General features: G+C 69.6%; 18 protein-coding genes. 13 read left to right on the forward strand and 5 right to left on the reverse strand.

Features of this window, described 5'->3' with window-relative positions; translation table 11 throughout:
- Nucleotides 1-130 precede the first annotated feature (130 nt).
- The 4 genes from rplM to LJ657_RS21870 all read left to right on the forward strand — a co-directional run bounded on the left by rplM (nt 131) and on the right by LJ657_RS21870 (nt 3,316).
- Nucleotides 131-574, forward strand: a complete 444-nt coding sequence (gene rplM, locus LJ657_RS21855; protein ID WP_030930458.1) for a 50S ribosomal protein L13 — start codon at nt 131-133, stop codon at nt 572-574.
- A gap of 42 nt (nt 575-616) precedes the next feature.
- Complete coding sequence (rpsI, locus tag LJ657_RS21860) at nt 617-1,144, forward strand: 30S ribosomal protein S9 (RefSeq protein WP_030930455.1); 528 nt, start codon at nt 617-619, stop codon at nt 1,142-1,144.
- A gap of 164 nt (nt 1,145-1,308) precedes the next feature.
- Nucleotides 1,309-2,667 (forward strand): phosphoglucosamine mutase, encoded by a 1,359-nt coding sequence (gene glmM, locus LJ657_RS21865; protein WP_232650429.1) that lies wholly within the window; start codon nt 1,309-1,311, stop codon nt 2,665-2,667.
- 145 nt (nt 2,668-2,812) lie between these two features.
- On the forward strand, nt 2,813-3,316 hold the full coding sequence (locus LJ657_RS21870; protein ID WP_232650430.1) for a hypothetical protein: 504 nt from the start codon (nt 2,813-2,815) through the stop codon (nt 3,314-3,316).
- Here LJ657_RS21870 and LJ657_RS21875 read toward each other — a convergent pair.
- Complete coding sequence (locus tag LJ657_RS21875; protein ID WP_232650431.1) at nt 3,313-4,260, reverse strand: DUF389 domain-containing protein; 948 nt, start codon at nt 4,258-4,260, stop codon at nt 3,313-3,315. The two genes, LJ657_RS21870 and LJ657_RS21875, sit on opposite strands and share 4 nt — an antisense overlap.
- A 21-nt stretch (nt 4,261-4,281) precedes the next feature.
- Complete coding sequence (gene coaA / locus LJ657_RS21880; protein ID WP_232650432.1) at nt 4,282-5,250, reverse strand: type I pantothenate kinase; 969 nt, start codon at nt 5,248-5,250, stop codon at nt 4,282-4,284.
- A 113-nt stretch (nt 5,251-5,363) separates the two neighbouring features.
- Here coaA and LJ657_RS21885 point away from each other — a divergent pair, with 113 nt between their 5' ends.
- Both LJ657_RS21885 and glmS read left to right on the forward strand, forming a co-directional pair.
- Nucleotides 5,364-7,979: a SpoIIE family protein phosphatase gene (locus LJ657_RS21885; RefSeq protein ID WP_232650433.1), complete on the forward strand. Its 2,616-nt coding sequence runs from the start codon at nt 5,364-5,366 to the stop codon at nt 7,977-7,979.
- Nucleotides 7,980-8,249: 270 nt separating this feature from the next.
- Nucleotides 8,250-10,097, forward strand: a complete 1,848-nt coding sequence (gene glmS, locus LJ657_RS21890) for a glutamine--fructose-6-phosphate transaminase (isomerizing) (protein ID WP_232650434.1) — start codon at nt 8,250-8,252, stop codon at nt 10,095-10,097.
- Here the strand turns inward: glmS and LJ657_RS21895 are convergent.
- Nucleotides 10,080-10,277 (reverse strand): DUF397 domain-containing protein, encoded by a 198-nt coding sequence (locus LJ657_RS21895; protein WP_232650435.1) that lies wholly within the window; start codon nt 10,275-10,277, stop codon nt 10,080-10,082. The genes glmS and LJ657_RS21895 overlap by 18 nt on opposite strands.
- Before the next feature lie 8 nt (nt 10,278-10,285).
- The gene (locus tag LJ657_RS21900) at nt 10,286-11,122 is read right to left on the reverse strand and encodes a helix-turn-helix domain-containing protein (RefSeq protein ID WP_232650436.1); all 837 of its coding nucleotides are present in this window, start codon (nt 11,120-11,122) and stop codon (nt 10,286-10,288) included.
- 197 nt (nt 11,123-11,319) lie between these two features.
- On the opposite strand from LJ657_RS21900, the gene LJ657_RS21905 reads away from it, so the two are divergent.
- From LJ657_RS21905 to LJ657_RS21925, 5 genes are all read left to right on the forward strand, one after another.
- Nucleotides 11,320-11,739, forward strand: a complete 420-nt coding sequence (locus LJ657_RS21905; RefSeq protein WP_232650437.1) for an ATP-binding protein — start codon at nt 11,320-11,322, stop codon at nt 11,737-11,739.
- A 104-nt stretch (nt 11,740-11,843) separates the two neighbouring features.
- Nucleotides 11,844-12,749, forward strand: a complete 906-nt coding sequence (locus LJ657_RS21910) for a hypothetical protein (protein WP_232650438.1) — start codon at nt 11,844-11,846, stop codon at nt 12,747-12,749.
- Nucleotides 12,750-12,752: 3 nt separating this feature from the next.
- The gene (locus LJ657_RS21915; protein WP_232650439.1) at nt 12,753-13,202 is read left to right on the forward strand and encodes a hypothetical protein; all 450 of its coding nucleotides are present in this window, start codon (nt 12,753-12,755) and stop codon (nt 13,200-13,202) included.
- A gap of 9 nt (nt 13,203-13,211) precedes the next feature.
- The gene (locus LJ657_RS21920; protein WP_232650440.1) at nt 13,212-13,583 is read left to right on the forward strand and encodes a holo-ACP synthase; all 372 of its coding nucleotides are present in this window, start codon (nt 13,212-13,214) and stop codon (nt 13,581-13,583) included.
- Nucleotides 13,584-13,633: 50 nt separating this feature from the next.
- Nucleotides 13,634-15,106 (forward strand): NAD(P)H-hydrate dehydratase, encoded by a 1,473-nt coding sequence (locus tag LJ657_RS21925; RefSeq protein ID WP_232650441.1) that lies wholly within the window; start codon nt 13,634-13,636, stop codon nt 15,104-15,106.
- 41 nt (nt 15,107-15,147) lie between these two features.
- Here the strand turns inward: LJ657_RS21925 and LJ657_RS21930 are convergent, their stop codons facing one another.
- The gene (locus LJ657_RS21930) at nt 15,148-15,525 is read right to left on the reverse strand and encodes a VOC family protein (protein WP_232650442.1); all 378 of its coding nucleotides are present in this window, start codon (nt 15,523-15,525) and stop codon (nt 15,148-15,150) included.
- Between the two features lie 129 nt (nt 15,526-15,654).
- On the opposite strand from LJ657_RS21930, the gene LJ657_RS21935 reads away from it, so the two are divergent.
- Both LJ657_RS21935 and alr read left to right on the forward strand, forming a co-directional pair.
- On the forward strand, nt 15,655-16,425 hold the full coding sequence (locus LJ657_RS21935) for a L,D-transpeptidase family protein (protein WP_269786737.1): 771 nt from the start codon (nt 15,655-15,657) through the stop codon (nt 16,423-16,425).
- A 63-nt stretch (nt 16,426-16,488) separates the two neighbouring features.
- Complete coding sequence (alr, locus tag LJ657_RS21940; RefSeq protein ID WP_232650444.1) at nt 16,489-17,658, forward strand: alanine racemase; 1,170 nt, start codon at nt 16,489-16,491, stop codon at nt 17,656-17,658.
- The last annotated feature ends 57 nt before the right edge of the window (nt 17,659-17,715 follow it).

Genomic DNA, 17,715 nt, shown 5'->3' on the forward strand with positions numbered 1-17,715 from the left:
AGGTTCCCTGGAGCAGTTACCAGTGGGCGGCATACGGGCAGTGTCCCCGGCATATTTGTCGTCCCCAGCTGCACGATCGCTTCAGTGATGCCAAGTGTCAGCACCCATCTCTGAAGAAGAAGGCTGCGAAGTGCGTACGTACAGCCCCAAGCCCGGCGATGTGACTCGCCAGTGGCACGTCATTGACGCTCAGGACGTCGTCCTCGGCCGTCTCGCCACCACCGCTGCGTCCCTCCTGCGGGGCAAGCACAAGCCGATCTACGCCCCTCACGTCGACACCGGTGACTTCGTCATCATCATCAACGCCGACAAGGTGCACCTCTCCGGCAACAAGCGGACCCAGAAGATGGCGTACCGCCACTCCGGCTACCCGGGTGGTCTGCGCTCGGTCCGCTACGACGACCTCCTCGCGAACAACCCCGAGAAGGCCGTCGAGAAGGCCGTCAAGGGCATGCTCCCCAAGAACACCCTGGGCCGTCAGATGCTCTCCAAGCTGAAGGTCTACTCGGGCGACCAGCACCCGCACGCTGCCCAGCAGCCGGTGCCGTTCGAGATCACCCAGGTCGCGCAGTAAGTCCGGCCACCCCCTAAGACTGAAGAGAAGCTGAGGAGCATCGTGGCCGAGACCACCGTTGAGCAGCCGGTCGAAGAGACCGAGACCGAGCTTGTCGACATCGACAGCTACACCACCGAGTCCGAGGTCCCCGTCGAGGGTGAGTACACCTCGGAGTCCCTCGCGTCCCGCTTCGGCGAGCCCCAGCCGGCCGCCGGCCTGGGCCGTCGCAAGAACGCCATCGCCCGCGTCCGGATCGTCCCGGGCACCGGCAAGTGGAAGATCAACGGTCGCACCCTCGAGGACTACTTCCCGAACAAGGTGCACCAGCAGGAAGTCAACGAGCCCTTCAAGGTGCTCGAGCTCGAGGGCCGTTACGACGTCATCGCCCGTATCTCGGGTGGCGGTGTCTCCGGTCAGGCCGGTGCGCTCCGTCTCGGTGTCGCCCGTGCGCTGAACGAGGCCGACGTCGACAACAACCGCGGCCCGCTCAAGAAGGCCGGCTTCCTCAAGCGCGACGACCGTGCGGTCGAGCGCAAGAAGGCCGGTCTGAAGAAGGCCCGCAAGGCCCCGCAGTACAGCAAGCGTTAAGCTTCGCTGCCTGCTCTCACGTACGCCCCGGCGGCACGCCTCAGTGCTGTCGGGGCGTTCGTTTATCACCGTCGGGGGCGTATAACGGCACAAGACCCTCGAAGGCTTGTGTGATCGGATGCCCGTACGCTGCAGCAACAGCTGACGCTTCCTCAGGAGGACAAGTGGGACGACTCTTCGGCACGGACGGCGTGCGCGGCGTCGCCAACGCGGACCTGACGGCGGAGATGGCGCTCGGCCTCTCCGTGGCCGCGGCGCACGTACTGGCCGAGGCGGGCACCTTCGAGGGCCACCGGGCGAAGGCGGTCGTCGGACGGGACCCGCGGGCGTCCGGGGAGTTCCTGGAGGCCGCCGTGGTCGCCGGCCTCGCCAGCGCCGGTGTGGACGTCCTGCGCGTCGGTGTGCTGCCCACTCCCGCGGTGGCGTATCTCACGGGCGCGCTCGGCGCCGACCTGGGCGTCATGCTCTCCGCCAGCCACAACGCCATGCCCGACAACGGCGTCAAGTTCTTCGCCCGCGGCGGCCACAAGCTGGCCGACGAGCTGGAGGACAGGATCGAGGCCGTCTACGACTCCCACCGCCACGGTGAGCCCTGGGAGCGGCCCACCGGCGCGGGTGTCGGGCGGGTGCGGTCGTACGACGAGGGGTTCGACCAGTACGTGGCGCATCTGATCGCCGTACTCCCGAACCGGCTCGACGGGCTGAAGATCGTCCTCGACGAGGCGCACGGCGCCGCGGCGCGGGTCTCGCCGGAGGCGTTCTCCCGGGCCGGTGCCGAGGTGATCACGATCGGCGCCGAGCCGGACGGGCTCAACATCAACGACGGCTGCGGATCGACCCATCTGGGCCTGCTGAAGGCCGCCGTCGTCGAGCACGGCGCCGCGCTCGGCATCGCGCACGACGGTGACGCGGACCGGTGCCTCGCCGTGGACCACACCGGTGCGGAGATCGACGGCGACCAGATCCTGGCCGTGCTCGCGCTGGCGATGCGGGAGCGGGGCGTGCTGCGCGAGGACACCGTTGTCGCGACGGTCATGTCCAATCTGGGCTTCAAGCTGGCGCTGGAGCGGGAGGGGCTGCATCTCCTCCAGACGGCGGTCGGGGACCGGTATGTGCTGGAGGAGATGAAGGAGCACGGCTACGCGCTCGGCGGCGAGCAGTCCGGGCACGTGATCATCCTCGACCACGCGACCACCGGTGACGGCACGCTGACCGGGCTGCTGCTGGCGGCCCGGGTCACCGAGACCGGTCGTACGCTCAAGGACCTCGCGGGGGTGATGGAGCGGCTGCCGCAGGTGCTCATCAATGTGCCCGACGTGGACCGGGCGCGGGTGAGGACCTCTGCGGAGCTGGCGGCTGCCGTTGCCGAGGCCGAGCGGGAACTCGGGTCCACCGGGCGGGTGTTGCTGCGGCCGTCGGGGACGGAGCCGTTGGTGCGGGTGATGGTCGAGGCCGCAGACATCGACCAGGCTCGGTCGGTGGCCGGGCGGCTTGCCGACGCGGTGAAGTCGGCGCTTGGCTAGCACCCGCCTGCTTCACCCCACGGACGTAACATAATGTGCCAAATGGGTCACTGATTGTTTCACTGACGTCGAGGCCGCCATGCGTGGCGTGCCCCCGACGGAAGTGAGAAACAGCATGAAGACAGTCAGCAGAACCCTGAAGCGAATGGCCGTTCCGGCCCTGGCCGTGAGTCTCGCCGTTCCCGCGTTCGCCACCCCGGCCGCGGCCGCGACCCCCGGTTCCACCGCGCTCCGTCTCTTCGGCATGGTGTTGCTCAGCGCACGTTCGGGCGCGGCGAACCATGTCACGGCCAGCACCACCAGCGGTCGTGTGATCTTGACGGACACCACGGGTATCGCCCTGGGGCCCGGTTGCGTTCGGCTGTCCGCCACCAGCGTCGACTGCGGCAGCGTCGCCGGCACCTCCCGGCTCTCGGTCGGGCTGGGTGACCTGGACGACAGCTTCGACGGGACGAGCGTCTCGCTGCCCACCCTCGTCGACGCCGGCACGGGCTCGGACACCGTGGCGACCGGCAGCGGCAACGACACGATCGGCGTGAGCGGCGACGCGCCCGCCGTCGACACGGTGAGCTGTGACGGTGGCACGGCGGACGTGGTGTTCGCCGACCCCGGCGACAGCGTCGCCGCGGACTGCGAATCACGCCACTAGACGCCGCCCGCCTTGGCGGTGCGTTCACGCTGCCTGGCCCAGAGCCACTTCTGGGCCAGGAGCGTGAGCGTGCCCGCGAGAACGATGCCGAGCAGGTTCAGCAGCAGTTGCTCCGTGGAGCCCCAGGCCTGTTGGTACTCGTTGTAGGCGAAGGCCACTGCCGCGTTCGCCGCGGCGGGGACCGTCGTCACCGAGATCGCCACGCCCACCAGGGCGCCCGACTTCGCCGAGGTGAGGGAGAGGGTGCCTGCCGCTCCCGCCAGTACCGCGACCACGAACGAGAACGCGTCGGGGCGGTAGATGAAGTTGGTGTTGGGGCGTACGGCTTCCAGCTGGACCCTGGTGAACAGGCCGGCGCCGTCCATGAAGAAGGTGAAGCCGACCGTCACCAGCATGGCGGCGGCGAAGCCGACGAGCAGGGCGGTCAGCGAGCGCAGGGCGAGCCGCGGATGGCGCTGCACCAGCGCCGTGCATATGCCCGCCAGGGGGCCGAACTCCGGGCCCACGGCCATCGCGCCCACGATCAGGATCGCGTTGTCGAGGACGACACCGCAGGCCGCGATCATCGTGGCGAGGGTGATGAAGGCGACGTAGGTGACGGAGAGAGTGGACTCCTCGTGCGTCGCGTCGGTGAGGTGCTCCCAGAGGACCGCGTCCGCGCCTTCGCCGGGTGCCTCCGCCTCGGCCTTGTCGGCACGCCTGGACAGCGACAGGTCGATGTTCTCGACGGCGATGGATCCGGTGCGGTCGAGCTCCAACGCCCTGAGTCCGCCGATGAGTTCGTCGCCCGCCTCGCGCGCGACGTCGCACATGACGACGTCGCCGGCCGGGTTGCGGGCGGCTCCCGGCACCACGACGAGATGCGTGGTGCCGACGGTCCTCTCGATCAGGCGGACCACGTCGTCCGTCTTGTCGGACGGTGTGATCAGGCGCAGGTGCAGCATGGTTCTTTTTAACAGGCGCGTCTACAGCTTGCGCAGCCGCAGGCGCTGGACCTTGTGGTCCGGGCCCTTGCGGACGACCAGGGTGGCGCGGCCGCGGGTCGGGGCGATGTTCTCCACCAGGTTGGGCTTGTTGATGGTGCGCCACTGGGTGCGGGCGTACTCAAGGGCCTCCTCCTCGGACACCTGCGTGTACTTGCGGAAGTACGAGTGCGGGTCCTGGAAGGCCGTCTGACGCAGTTTCTTGAACCGGTTGAGGTACCAGCGTTCGACGTCCTCGGGGCTGGCGTCGATGTAGACGCTGAAGTCGAAGAAGTCGGCGAGACCGACGCGGGTACGGCCGTCCTTGCCGGGGAGGGCGGGCTGCAGGACGTTCAGGCCCTCCACGATCAGGATGTCCGGGCGGCGGACCGTGAGCCTCTGGTCGGGGACGATGTCGTAGATGAGGTGGGAGTAGACGGGGGCCGTCACCTCGTCCTTGCCCGCCTTGATGTCGGCGACGAAGCGGGTCAGCGCGCGGCGGTCGTACGACTCGGGGAAACCCTTGCGCGACATGAGGCCGCGGGCCTGGAGCTCCTTGGTGGGAAGCAGGAAGCCGTCGGTGGTGACCCGCTCGACGCGCGGGTGCTCGGGCCAGCGGGAGAGCAGCGCCTGGAGGAGGCGGGCGACGGTTGACTTGCCCCCGGCCACGGAGCCGGCGACCCCTATGACGAACGGCGTGCCGGACTGGGAGCCCTGTTCGCCGAGGAAGGTGTTCAGGGCGCCTCTGAGGCCGTCGGTGGCCCCGACGTAGAGGTTGAGGAGACGGGACAGCGGGAGATAGATGTCCCGCACCTCGTCGAGGTCGATGACGTCACCGAGGCCACGCAGCTTCTCGACCTCGTCGGCGGTGAGGGGGAGCGGCGTCTTCTCACGCAGCGCGCTCCACTCGGATCGGGTGAGGTCGACGTAGGGAGTCGCCTCCGGCCTGGGCCGGTGGGCGCTCCGGGGCATCGAGGAGACCGGAGAGATCACAGTCCATTGTTAACGGAGTTTGAACGGGGTGGGGGGTGGGGTGGGTCACGTGAAGCGCCTGCCGAACCTACGCGAACCTCTAAAATGGGACTGTGTTCCGGGGTACGAGACGGGGTCTTGTGGCCCTGACGGCGCTCGCGGGCACCCTGCTCGCCGTACTCGTCGGGGTGGGCTTCGGGGTGCTCTTCTGGTCGACCAGCGACATGCGGCAGGCCAACCTGGCGGAGCGGCACGCCGTCGCCGCCCAGGACCAGGCCCGGCTGGTCGATCTGCTGGTGATCGACGAGGAGACGTACCAGCGGGGCTACGTCATCGCGCGGCAGCCCGAGTTCCTCGGGCCGTGGAAGATCGTCCAGGGGCATTTCTCCGCGCAGGCGCAGAAGCTCGTGAACATCAGCACCTCTCCCGCCCAGCGGAAGCGGGCACAGGGGATCATGCGGGCCGGTGAGGCCTACATCCGCGACTATTCGATCCCCGTGGTCCGGCTGGCGCAGCGCGGCGACCCGAGGGCGACCAGTCCGTCGGTGACGCTGGACGGCAAGCACCGCGTCGACGCGATACGGGGCCTGTTCGACACCTATACGACGACCGAGAGCGCCACCGTCGCGGCGCGGGAGGCCACCACCGACGCCGACGCCCAGCACGCGGCCGTCGCGGGGGCGGTCGGCGTCGGCGCGTCGGTGCTGCTCATCGCCGCCTACTCCGGCTACGTCACCCGGGTGATCGTCCTGCCGGTGCGCCGGGCCGCCCGGCTGGCCGGCCGGCTCGCCGAGGGCGACCTCACCGCGCGCATGCCGCTCACCGGCGCGCGGGAGATCGGCCAGCTGGAGACCTCCTTCAACAGCATGGCCGGATCCCTGCAGCACAGCATCGGGCAGGCACAGGAGGCCCATCGCCGGCTGAGGCTGCTGTACGACGCGAGCATGGCCGTCGGCACCACCCTCGACGTGGCGCGCACGGCCCGGGAGCTGGTCGGGGTGGCCGTGCCGCGGTTCGCCGACTTCGCCACCGTCGACCTCGCGGTGTCCGTCCTGCAGGGCGGGGAACCGGCGTCGGCCGGCGCCACCCGGCTGCGGCGCGTGGCCAGGGACGGCGTCCGTGACGACGTACCGCTGGATCCCGTCGGCGTCGTGATCCGGCCGGCGCTGCCCGTGCCGGCGGGGCCGGGCACCGGCTCGGGGGCGCTGTTCGTGCACGACCTGCGGGCTTCCACGGGCTGGCAGGACCGCAGCCCGGAGGAGGCGGGCAGGCTCCTCGACTACGGCATGAACTCGCTGATCATCGCTCCGCTGGTCGAGCAGGGCGTCCTGATGGGCATCGTCTCTTTCTGGCGCGGGCACGCCTCCCAGCCCTTCGAGAAGGAGGACGTCGCCGACGCGGAGGAGCTGGCCCTGAAGGCCGCCGTCGCCATCGACAACGCCCGCCGCTACACCCGCGAGCGCGAGACCGCGCTGACCCTGCAGCGCAGCCTGCTGCCGCAGCGGCTGCCCGAGCAGCCGGCCGTGGAGGTCGCCTACCGCTACCTCCCCGCGAGCACCCGGGCCGGGGTCGGCGGTGACTGGCTCGACGTCATCCCGCTGTCCGGGGCGCGGGTCGCCCTGGTGGTCGGCGACGTCGTCGGCCACGGCATCCACGCCTCCGCCACCATGGGCCGCCTGCGCACGGCGGTACGCACCCTGGCCGACGTCGACCTGCCCCCGGACGAACTGCTCACACAGCTGGACGACCTTGTGATGCATCTTCCTGGGGCGGGGGAGGAGACGGAGGCCGGGGTGCCGGGGGGTGCGGGGGCCGTCGAACCGGGCGTGTCAGCAGGGCAGTCGGGTGCGGGCGTGGGGGAGCCGGGCGGAATGGCGGGACGGCTGGATGCGGCTGCCGAAGAGTTGGGGGCGACCTGTCTCTACGCGGTCTACGACCCCATCTCCCGTCGCTGCACGCTCGCCGACGCCGGCCATCCGCTGCCCTTCGTGATCGCTCCGGACGGTACGGTGACGGCTGTCACCGGGCACACCGGCCCCCCGCTCGGCGTGGGAGGACTGCCCTTCGAGACCACCGAACTGGAACTGGTCCCGGGCAGCACGCTGGCGCTGTACAGCGACGGCCTGGTGCACTCCCGGTACCTCGACGTCGACCAGGGACAGGACCGGCTGCGCGCGGCGCTGGCCTCGGCCGCCGGTTCCGCTGACTCGCTGGACGACGCCTGCGGTGCCGTCGTCGACAGCCTGCTCACCGGTCCACCCGCCGACGACGTCGCCCTGCTGCTGGCCCGGACGCGTGCGTTCTCCACCGAGCAGGTCGTCACGTGGGACATCCCCGCGGACCCGGAGCAGGTTGCCCGCGCCCGCACCCTGACCACCCGGCAGCTGGAGGCCTGGCAGCTGGAGGAGGCGTCCTTCGTCACCGAACTCGTCGTCAGCGAGCTGGTGACGAACGCCATCCGCTACGGGACCCCGCCGATCCAGCTCCGTCTCATCCGCACGATGTCGATCAGCGGCTCCGCTGCGGGCGCCCTCGTCTGCGAGGTCTCGGACGGCAGCAACACCGCACCCCACATGCGCCGGGCCCGCGTCTTCGACGAGGGCGGCCGCGGCCTGCTCCTGGTCGCCCAACTGACCCAGCGCTGGGGCACCCGGCACGGTACGACCGGGAAGACGATCTGGTGCGAGCAGATGTTGCCGACGCCGGGTGGGCTGGGCCGGTGGGAGTGACACCCCCGAACCGACCGCGAAGCAGGACCGGCTGTCAAACTTCTCGCCTTCGTGCTGCTGGGCGTGGATGTCGTACGGCGTTCGGTGGTCGTCGATGAGCCGCCCGAAAGTCTCCAGTTGCCTGATTCCCGTGTCGTCCATTTGGTGGGGAAGCGTGTGCTATTGGTGTGGGCGAGGTGAAGTTGGCCGGTTTCCGCTCCACCTTGGAATTTCCGATTTCGGGCACGCTGAGCCGTGTTCCGGCGGCCCCCGCCGCCTAGGCTGCCGCCCATGTGCGGAATCGTGGGATACGTGGGGTCGCAGTCGGCGCTCGATGTCGTGATGGCCGGACTGAAGCGGCTGGAGTACCGGGGTTACGACTCGGCGGGCGTCGCCGTTCTGGCGGATGGCGGGCTGGCGGCCGTGAAGAAGGCCGGGAAGCTGGTGAACCTGGAGAAGGAGCTGGTGGAACGGCCGCTGCCGACGGGCTCGACGGGGATCGGGCATACGCGGTGGGCCACGCATGGGGGGCCTACGGATGCCAATGCGCATCCGCATCTGGACAACGCGGGGCGGGTCGCCGTCGTCCACAACGGGATCATCGAGAACTTCGCCCTGCTGCGGGCCGAGTTGGCGGAGCGGGGCCATGACCTCGCCTCCGAGACGGACACCGAGGTGGTCGCGCATCTGCTCGCCGAGGAGTTCTCGGCGTGCGCGGATCTCGCGGAGGCGATGCGGCTGGTGTGCCGACGGCTGCAGGGTGCTTTCACCCTGGTCGCGGTGCATGCGGACGAGCCGGACGTGGTGGTCGGCGCGCGGCGGAACTCACCGCTCGTGGTGGGTGTGGGGGACGGCGAGGCGTTCCTGGCTTCCGATGTCGCCGCGTTCATCGACCACACACGGTCGGCGGTCGAGCTGGGGCAGGACCAGGTCGTCGAGCTGCGGCGCGACGGGGTCACGGTGACGGGGTTCGACGGCCGCCCGGCCGACGTGCGCTCGTACCACGTCGACTGGGACGCCTCTGCGGCGGAGAAGGGGGGCTATGACTACTTCATGCTCAAGGAGATCGCCGAGCAGCCCAAGGCGGTCGCCGACACGTTGCTGGGGCGCATCGACGCGGGTGGTTCGCTGACGCTGGACGAGGTCAGGATCAGCGCCGCCGAGCTGCGGGAAGTCGACAAGGTCGTGATCGTGGCGTGCGGCACGGCTTTTCATGCCGGGCTCATCGCCAAGTACGCCATCGAGCACTGGACGCGGATTCCGTGCGAGGTGGAACTCGCGAGTGAGTTCCGGTACCGGGATCCGATCCTGGGCAAGCGGTCGCTCGTGATCGCGATCTCGCAGTCCGGCGAGACCATGGACACGCTGATGGCGCTGCGGCATGCGCGGGAGCAGGGCTCCAAGGTGCTGGCCATCTGCAACACCAACGGGTCGACGATTCCTCGGGAATCGGATGCGGTGCTGTACACGCATGCGGGGCCGGAGGTGGCCGTTGCCTCGACCAAGGCGTTTTTGACGCAGTTGGTGGCCTGTTATCTGGTCGCTCTGTATCTGGGGCAGGTGCGGGGCACCAAGTGGGGTGACGAGATCGGGGCCGTCATCCGGGACCTGTCTCAGATCTCGTGTGAGGTCGAGCGGGTGCTGGAGACCATGGAGCCGGTACGGGAGCTTGCGCGGTCGCTCGCCGACAAGAACACGGTGCTGTTCCTGGGGCGGCATGTGGGGTATCCGGTGGCGCTGGAGGGGGCTCTGAAGCTGAAGGAACTCGCCTACATGCATGCCGAGGGGTTTGCGGCGGGGGAGTTGAAGCACGGACCGATCGCGTTGATCGAGCCCGATCTGCCGGTGGTTGTCGTCGTGCCGTCGCCTCGGGGGCGGTCCGTCCTCCACGACAAGATCGTGTCCAACATCCAGGAGATCCGGGCACGGGGTGCGCGGACGATCGTGATCGCGGAGGAGGGGGACGAGGCGGTGGTGCCGTACGCCGACCATCTCGTACGGATCCCTGCGACACCGACGTTGTTGCAGCCGCTGGTGGCCACGGTGCCGTTGCAGGTGTTCGCGTGCGAGTTGGCGACGGCTCGCGGCAACGAGGTGGATCAGCCGCGGAACCTCGCGAAGTCAGTGACGGTGGAGTGAGCCGGCTTCTGCCTTCAGGGAGTCGAGGAAGGCGGAGAAGGCTCCGGTTGGGAAGGTGAGGGTTGCCCTGGCCGGGGCTTTTGAGTCGCGGACGGCTGCGTGGGTGGGGGAGTTGGCGATCTCCACGCACTCGTTGCCGTCGCCAGGGCCCGAGTGGGACGACTTCCGCCAGTTGTCCATGGGATACCTCACAGCTCTTTCGCCAACTTGTGGATGACTTCGCGAGATCGTTCGGGTTCGAGTGAATCGGACTCCACTTTACGGAAGCTTGTTCGGTAGGTGTTGAGCTGAGCCTCGGAGTCAATGAAGGCTGAGCCGTGTAGCGCGTCGCGGAGCACTGTGTCCAGCTTCGGCAAGGGGCCGCCCACGTACGTCATCGTGCTGGAGGCGCTGGCGAAGCCGTCCAGGTCAAAGGGGATGACGCGCAAGGTGATGTGGTCTGCTTCAGATAGTTCAAGGAGCCGGGCGAGTTGAGCCCTTGAGGTGGTGCGGTCGCTGACCCTGATCCGAAGTGCCGCCTCATGGATCACCGCTTCGTACGGGATGGTGATCCTCTGGCGCGCCTTTCGGTGCTGGATGCGCAACTCAAGTTCGTCGCGGGTCAGTTCTGGCAGCCGGGACGAGAAAACGGCACGGGCGTAGTCCTCCGTCTGTAGCAGGCCGGGCACATGCAAGATGGCCACGTGGCGTTGATACAGGGCGTGATGCTCCAGCTCGGACAGGTCCAGGAATGATGTGGGCAGCAGGCCCCGGTACTCCTCCCACCAGCCGCGCGTTCGGTCGGTGGCCATCGCGACCAGAGCGTTGATGAACTCCTGGTCTGTGCAGGCGTAGTGGGATGCGAGGCGGCGTAGTCGTTGTTCGCTCACGCCCGCGAGCCCGGATTCGATCTGGCTCATCTGGACCCGGTTCACGCCAAGCAGTGCTGCAGCCTCGATGGCGGTGAGTCCTGCCCCCTCGCGGAGCCTGCGCAGCTCGACTCCTAGGCGCATCTGACGCGCAGTTGGTTCGCGCCTCAGGACCATCAACTGCTCCTTGCTTCAACATGCCCGCCGATGCGGCTCGTTCGGGTCAGATTACGCGATCGACTTGCCCCGTATTACGTGAAAGCCCTACCGTCGGTGACGCGACGCACACTCTGCGGAAGTGCACCGCTCCGTCCTGCCACGACGGCTGCGGCAATGCCACCGCCAAATCCCCATCACGGAACCGGAGTTGCCGCATGCTCAAAAACGAACCGAACGAATCGTGGGAGTACTCCCTGTACATCCCGAACGACCCCCGCGCCGTCACGGTCTGCCGCCGAACCCTGCGGCTGATCCTCACCATGCACGGCCTGATCCGCGTCGTGGACACGGCCGAGCTGCTGGCGAGCGAGCTGGTCTCCGACGCCGTATGCCACACCAAGGGGCCCGCGGCCCTACGCGTGCGCTGGTCGGCCAATGTGCTGCGGATCGGGGCGTGGGACGCCGACCCCGAACCTCCCGGGCCCCCAAGGGATTTGGCGCAGCTCACCGATGCGGAGGAAGGGCGTGGGCTCGCTCTGGTGCGCGCCTGTGCCGACCTGTGGGGGTGGCAGCCCCTGGCCAGGAACGGCAACCGGGGCAAGTACGTCTGGTTCGAGCTGGCCTCGGCGGCGTGAACCTTTCCCCGCCGCTCGAATGGGTGAACGCATCCCGATCGCCCGGACAAACCATCCCTTGATCCACCTAGGTTGCGCACATGGTCACATCAGCTCACGAGGGCATGCACCGCATCTTCCAGGAGCGGCCCGAGATCCTGGCTCCCGTGTTCGGGGTGCTGGGTGTCCCGTTGTCCGCGAAGGCGACCGTGGACGCTGTCACGACGGACGTGACGGAGACCCGGCCGTTGGAGCGGCGCGTGGACACCGTGCTGCGTGTCGGACCGTCCGATGGCGAGGATTTCCTGCTTGCCGTTGAGGCGCAGTCGAAGAAAGTGGCGGGCAAGGAGGCTAGTTGGGGGTACTACATCGCCTACCTCCAGGCGAAGTACAGGCTGCCCGTGTTGCTCCTCGTGGTCTGTCAGGACAAGGCCACGGCCAAGTGGGCGTCCGGTCCCTTCGACTGTGGCGCGCGTGGTTGGACGGCTCAGCGGACGTATCCACTGGTCGCCGGGCCGGACAATCTGCCGGTCATCACTGACGTCAGGAGCGTGGCGAAGAACCTCGCGCTCGCCGCGCTGTCAGCCCTGGCGCACGCCCGCAGCGCCGAGTGCGGCGCCATACTGGAGGCAATCGGCAGCGCCCTCCAAGAACTCCAGGAAACGGATCCGGACACCGCCGGGTACTTCTTCGAGTTCCTGGAAATCAATCTGGGGGACACCCCAGCCGGAGAGGAATGGAAGGGAATCATGTCGTTCGTCAGCTACTTCCCCGGCCGGGGGACGGTCCGCGAAACCGCCTACCTGGAAGGCAAGGCAGAAGGCGAGGTCAGAGGCGAGGCCAAGGCGGTCCTGGCTGTCTTGGAGGAGCGCGAAATCTCCGTCTCCGCTGATGTCCGTGAACGCATCACCACCTGCACAGACCTTGACCGCATCGACGGCTGGATCCGCAGGGCCCTTACGGTGGAGCACGCGGAGGACCTGTTCGACGAGGGCCCGAAGGTTCCTGGTACCAGTCCTGAACAGGCGTGAGCGTTGACAGACCTGCAAGACGATCAGCAGAGCCTGAGCCCGGAGCTGCAAGAGGAAGTCTCAGGCGTTTCCATGTCGCTCGTGGCGGCCATGGCCAGTGGGCTCTCACCCGAGAAGGCCATGGCCGAGCTCCACGGAAGGTTCAAGGAGATCCTCAAGCGGGAGGGGCTGTCTCCCTGGGAGATCGCGTATCTGCGGGGCAAGATCGAGAAGTGGCCGCCGGGATACGCCGAGGAGTGGGCCTCCGGGTACGCCGAAGGCAGAGCTGCAGCCAGGGCAGAGGTGATCCTGTCCGCGTTGGAAGCACGAGGCGTCGCCGTTACGGTCAATGTGCGCGAGCGCATCACCTCGTGCACTGACCTCGATACGCTCGCCCTCTGGTGTGACCGCTCCCTGACGATCACGACGGCCGAGGACCTGTTCCGCGAGGGCGCGGAGGCCCCTCAGGAATAGGCTGCCCGGATGAGCATCATCGGCGTCGGTATCGACGTAGCCGAGATCGATCGGTTCCAGGCGGCGCTGAAGCGTACGCCGGGTATGGCCGAACGGCTGTTTCTGGAGCGCGAGTTGCTGCTGCCGAGTGGGGAACGGCGGGGGATTGCCTCGCTTGCCGCCCGGTTCGCCGCCAAGGAGGCCCTCGCCAAGGCGCTCGGTGCGCCGTCCGGGCTGCTCTGGACGGATGCCGAGGTGTTCGTCGAGGGCAGCGGGCAGCCCAGGCTCCGGGTCAAGGGGACGGTTGCGGCTCGGGCGGCGGAGCTCGGGGTGCGGTCCTGGCATGTGTCGCTGAGCCATGACGCCGGGGTGGCGTCGGCGGTGGTGATCGCCGAAGGGTGACGACCCGGCCCACGTGCGGGCGCGCGTCCTTCCGGGGCAGACTCGACCCCATGCGTACTGCGTACAGCGTGGAGACGGTAAGGGCAGCGGAGCGGGAGCTCATGGCGCGGCTTCCCGAGGGGGCGTTGATGCAGCGGGCGGCTGCCGGGCTCGCCGCCGCCTGTGCCGATCTGATCGGGCGCGTCTACGGCAGCCGGGTCGTGCTGCTCGTCGGGAGCGGGGACAACGGGGGCGATGCGCTGTATGCCGGCGCGCGGCTGGCCCGGCGGGGGGCGGCCGTGGCGGCTGTGCTGCTCGCGCCAGAGCGGGTCCACCCCGGGGGACTTGCCGCCCTGTTGCGCGCCGGAGGGCGGATCGCGGGCAGCGGGACGGGCGCCGGGGCTGCTGCCTCCGCCGGGGTCGGTGCCGTCGAAGAGGCGATTCTCCGGGCTGATCTTGTCGTCGACGGGATCGTCGGGATCGGGGGGACGGGTGGACTCCGGCCCGACGCCGCGCGGTTGGCCGCGTGTGTCGGCGAGTCCGGTGCCGCCGTCGTCGCCGTCGATCTGCCCAGTGGCGTCGACGCCGACACGGGAGAGGTGCGCGGTGCCGCCGTTCGGGCCGATCTCACCGTCACCTTCGGGACGCACAAGCCGGGGCTGCTGATCGATCCCGCGCGGGAGTACGCCGGGTCGGTGCGGCTCGTGGACATCGGGCTGGGGGACGTACTTCCTGCTGAGGCCGAGTTGGAGGCCCTGCAGCATGTGGACGTGGCGCGGCTGCTGCCCGTGCCGGGTGCCGAGAGCGACAAGTACCGGCGGGGCGTGGTGGGGATCGCGGCCGGGTCCGCGCGCTATCCCGGGGCCGCCGTCCTCGCCGTGTCCGGAGCGCTCAGGGGCGGCGCCGGAGCCGTGCGGTACGTCGGGCCCGCCGGGGACGCCGTGGTCTCGCGGTTCCCGGAGACGCTCGTATCGGATCAGGGGCCCGCGAAGGCCGGGCGGGTGCAGGCGTGGGTGGTCGGGCCCGGTGCGGGGGACGACGCCTCGACCGTGGCCGAGGTGCTGGAGGCGGACGTGCCCGTGCTCGTCGACGCGGACGGGCTGCGGCTCGCCGACCGGGATGCCGTACGGGCCCGTACCGCGCCGACGTTGATGACTCCGCACGCCGGGGAGGCCGCCGCGCTGCTCGGTGTGGCGCGGGAGGAGGTCGAGGGGGCGCGCTTGGCCTCGGCGCGCGAGCTTGCTTCGCGGTACGGCGCGACCGTGCTGCTCAAGGGGTCGACCACGCTCGTCGCCGATGCGGCGGGCGGGGTCGTGCGGGTCAACGCGACCGGGACGCCGTGGCTCGCCACCGCCGGGAGCGGGGATGTGCTGTCGGGGCTCGCCGGGTCGTTGCTGGCGTCCGGGCTCTCCGCACTGGACGCGGGGAGTGCGGCGGCGTATCTGCACGGGCTGGCCGGGCGGTTCGCGGCCGACGGGGCTCCGGCGGGGGCGCACGACGTGGCCGAGGCGATCCCGGGGGCGTGGCGGGACGTGCGGGACTGACCGGCCCTCTCGGCAGGTGTGGGCCGTACCTCGCGGTGCGCCTACCGGAGGTCCTGCACCACGCTCAGGATGTTCCCCTCGCTGTCCTTGAACCAGGCGCCGCGCATGCCCGCGCCCTCCGCCACACCGTCCACCGTCTTCAGGCCCGGGAGGTCGTACTCCTCGAAGGTCACGCCGTGGCCGCGCAGTTCCGTCATCTCCGCGTCGAGGTCGTCGACGGTCCAGCCGGCCAGGGTGTGGGCGGCCTGGCCGCCGCTCGGTGTCGTGTAGAGGATGAACCGGGCACCGCCGGACTCGAAGAGCGCGGTGTCCTGCCGGTCGTCGATGAGCTTGAGGCCGAGCGTGTCGCCGTAGAAGTGCTTGGCCCTTTCGAGGTCGGTCGCCGGGATGACGGCGTTGAGTGGTGTGTCTGCCAGCATCTCCACCACCTCCGTTTCTCAGGGTAGGCCGGGGGGTGCGAGCCGTCGCCCCGGGCGGCGCTCGTCGGAAAGGGTGACCTCGCCGCGCGCCGCTCCCGGCCTGTCGGCCCCGCACGTTTCTCTTATTGCATGATCAGTAGACATATTGCGCATATCGGGTGCCGGGGTGCCGCGGTCGTGCTCGCCGCCGTCACCGTCCTCCCCGTCGGCGCCGCCTCGGCCACCCCCGTGCCTCCCGCCTCCGGGTCCGAGGTCGAGGCCGGGTTCGTGCGCACCGGAGCCGAGCACGCACCGGTCGAGGACGCCGCCGCGAAGGCGAAGTGCAGCAGGAGGACCGGGCCCTATCAGCGGGCGGTCGAGAAGTGGCTGAAGCTGAAGGTGGACGGGAAGCAGTCGGCGGCCGACTGCCGGGCCATCCGGAAGTTCCAGGTGAAGCACAAGATCAAGGCGAACGGGTTCGCCGGGGCCGCCACCTGGGCCACCATGCAGCTCGTTTCCGCGAAGAAGCATCCGAATGCCCGCAAGAAGTGCCCCGAGCGGAGGTATCGCGTCGCGTGTGTCGATCTCAACCGGCAGCTGACCTGGGTGCAGAAGGGGAGAAAGGTGATCTACGGGCCCGTCCCCATGCGCAGCGGGCGGGCCGGGCACCGCACCCGGACCGGCTGGCACAGGATCTACTGGAAGCACAGGAACCACTGGTCGACGATCTACAACGCGCCCATGCCCTATGCCCAGTTCTTCAGCGGCGGCCAGGCGTTCCACGCCGTCTACGGCAGCATTTACACCACCGTCGGCTCGTGGGGGTGCATCAATCTGCGCCTGCACGACGCCCGGAAGCTGTGGCACGTGCTGAAGAAGGGCGACCGTGTGTATGTGTGGGGACACCGGCCCGGGAAGTAGGCGCCCCCGTGGGGGGCCGGTGCCCCCGGGGGTGTCGGACCCCTCTGAGACACTGGGGGCGCCATGACTGAGACAGCACCTGCCCCGACCGCGCCCCTGCGGGCCCGCGCCGAGATCGACCTGGCCGCCCTGCGCGCCAATGTGCGGACCCTGCGCGCCCTCGCGCCGGGCGCTGCCCTCATGGCCGTGGTCAAGTCCGACGCGTACGGCCACGGGGCCGTGCCGTGCGCCCGGGCCGCCGTCGAGGCGGGGGCCGCATGGCTGGGGACCGCCACGCCCGAGGAGGCGCTCGCGCTGCGGGCCGCCGGGCTGCCCGGACGCATCATGTGCTGGCTGTGGACGCCGGGCGGGCCCTGGCGGGAGGCGATCGAGGCCGACATCGACGTGTCGGTGAGCGGGATGTGGGCGCTGGCGGAGGTCACCGCGGCCGCCCGGGTGGCGGGCATTCCCGCGCGCGTGCAGCTCAAGGCCGACACCGGGCTGGGGCGGGGCGGCTGTCAGCCGGGGGAGGACTGGGCCGAACTGGTCGCGGCCGCCCTGCGCGCCGAGGCCGAAGGGACCGTCCGCATCACCGGCCTCTGGTCGCACTTCGCGTGCGCCGACGAACCCGGGCACCCCTCCATCGCCCTCCAGCTCACCCGCTTCCGGGAGATGCTCGCGTACGCCGAGGGCCGGGGCGTACGCCCCGAGGTCCGGCACATCGCCAACTCGCCCGCCACGCTCACCCTGCCCGAGGCCCACTTCGACCTCGTACGGACCGGCATCGCCCTCTACGGCATCTCGCCCAGCCCCGAGATGGGCGGCCCCGCCGACTTCGGGCTGCGTCCGGTGATGACACTGTCGGCGTCCATCGCGCTCGTGAAGCACGTTCCGGGGGGTCACGGCGTCAGTTACGGGCATCACTACATCACCCCCGGCGCGACCACCCTCGGACTCGTGCCCGTCGGGTACGCCGACGGCGTTCCGCGGCATGCCTCCGGAACCGGTCCGGTGCTGGTCGGGGGCAAGTGGCGGACCGTCGCGGGGCGGGTCGCGATGGACCAGTTCGTCGTCGACCTCGGCGGGGACGAGCCCGAGGCCGGTACCGAAGCGGTGCTGTTCGGACCCGGCGACCGCGGCGAGCCCACCGCCGAGGACTGGGCGCAGGCCGCGGGCACCATCGCTTACGAGATCGTCACGCGGATCGGAACGCGCGTTCCGCGCGTCTACGTGAATGAGCAACAAAGCGGGTAACCGCACAGAGGCCCGACAGTCCACGGACCGGCAGAAGTGCAGCACCCGTAAGCCGAA

The organism is Streptomyces guryensis (assembly GCF_021261325.1).
Lineage (GTDB): Bacteria > Actinomycetota > Actinomycetes > Streptomycetales > Streptomycetaceae > Streptomyces > Streptomyces guryensis.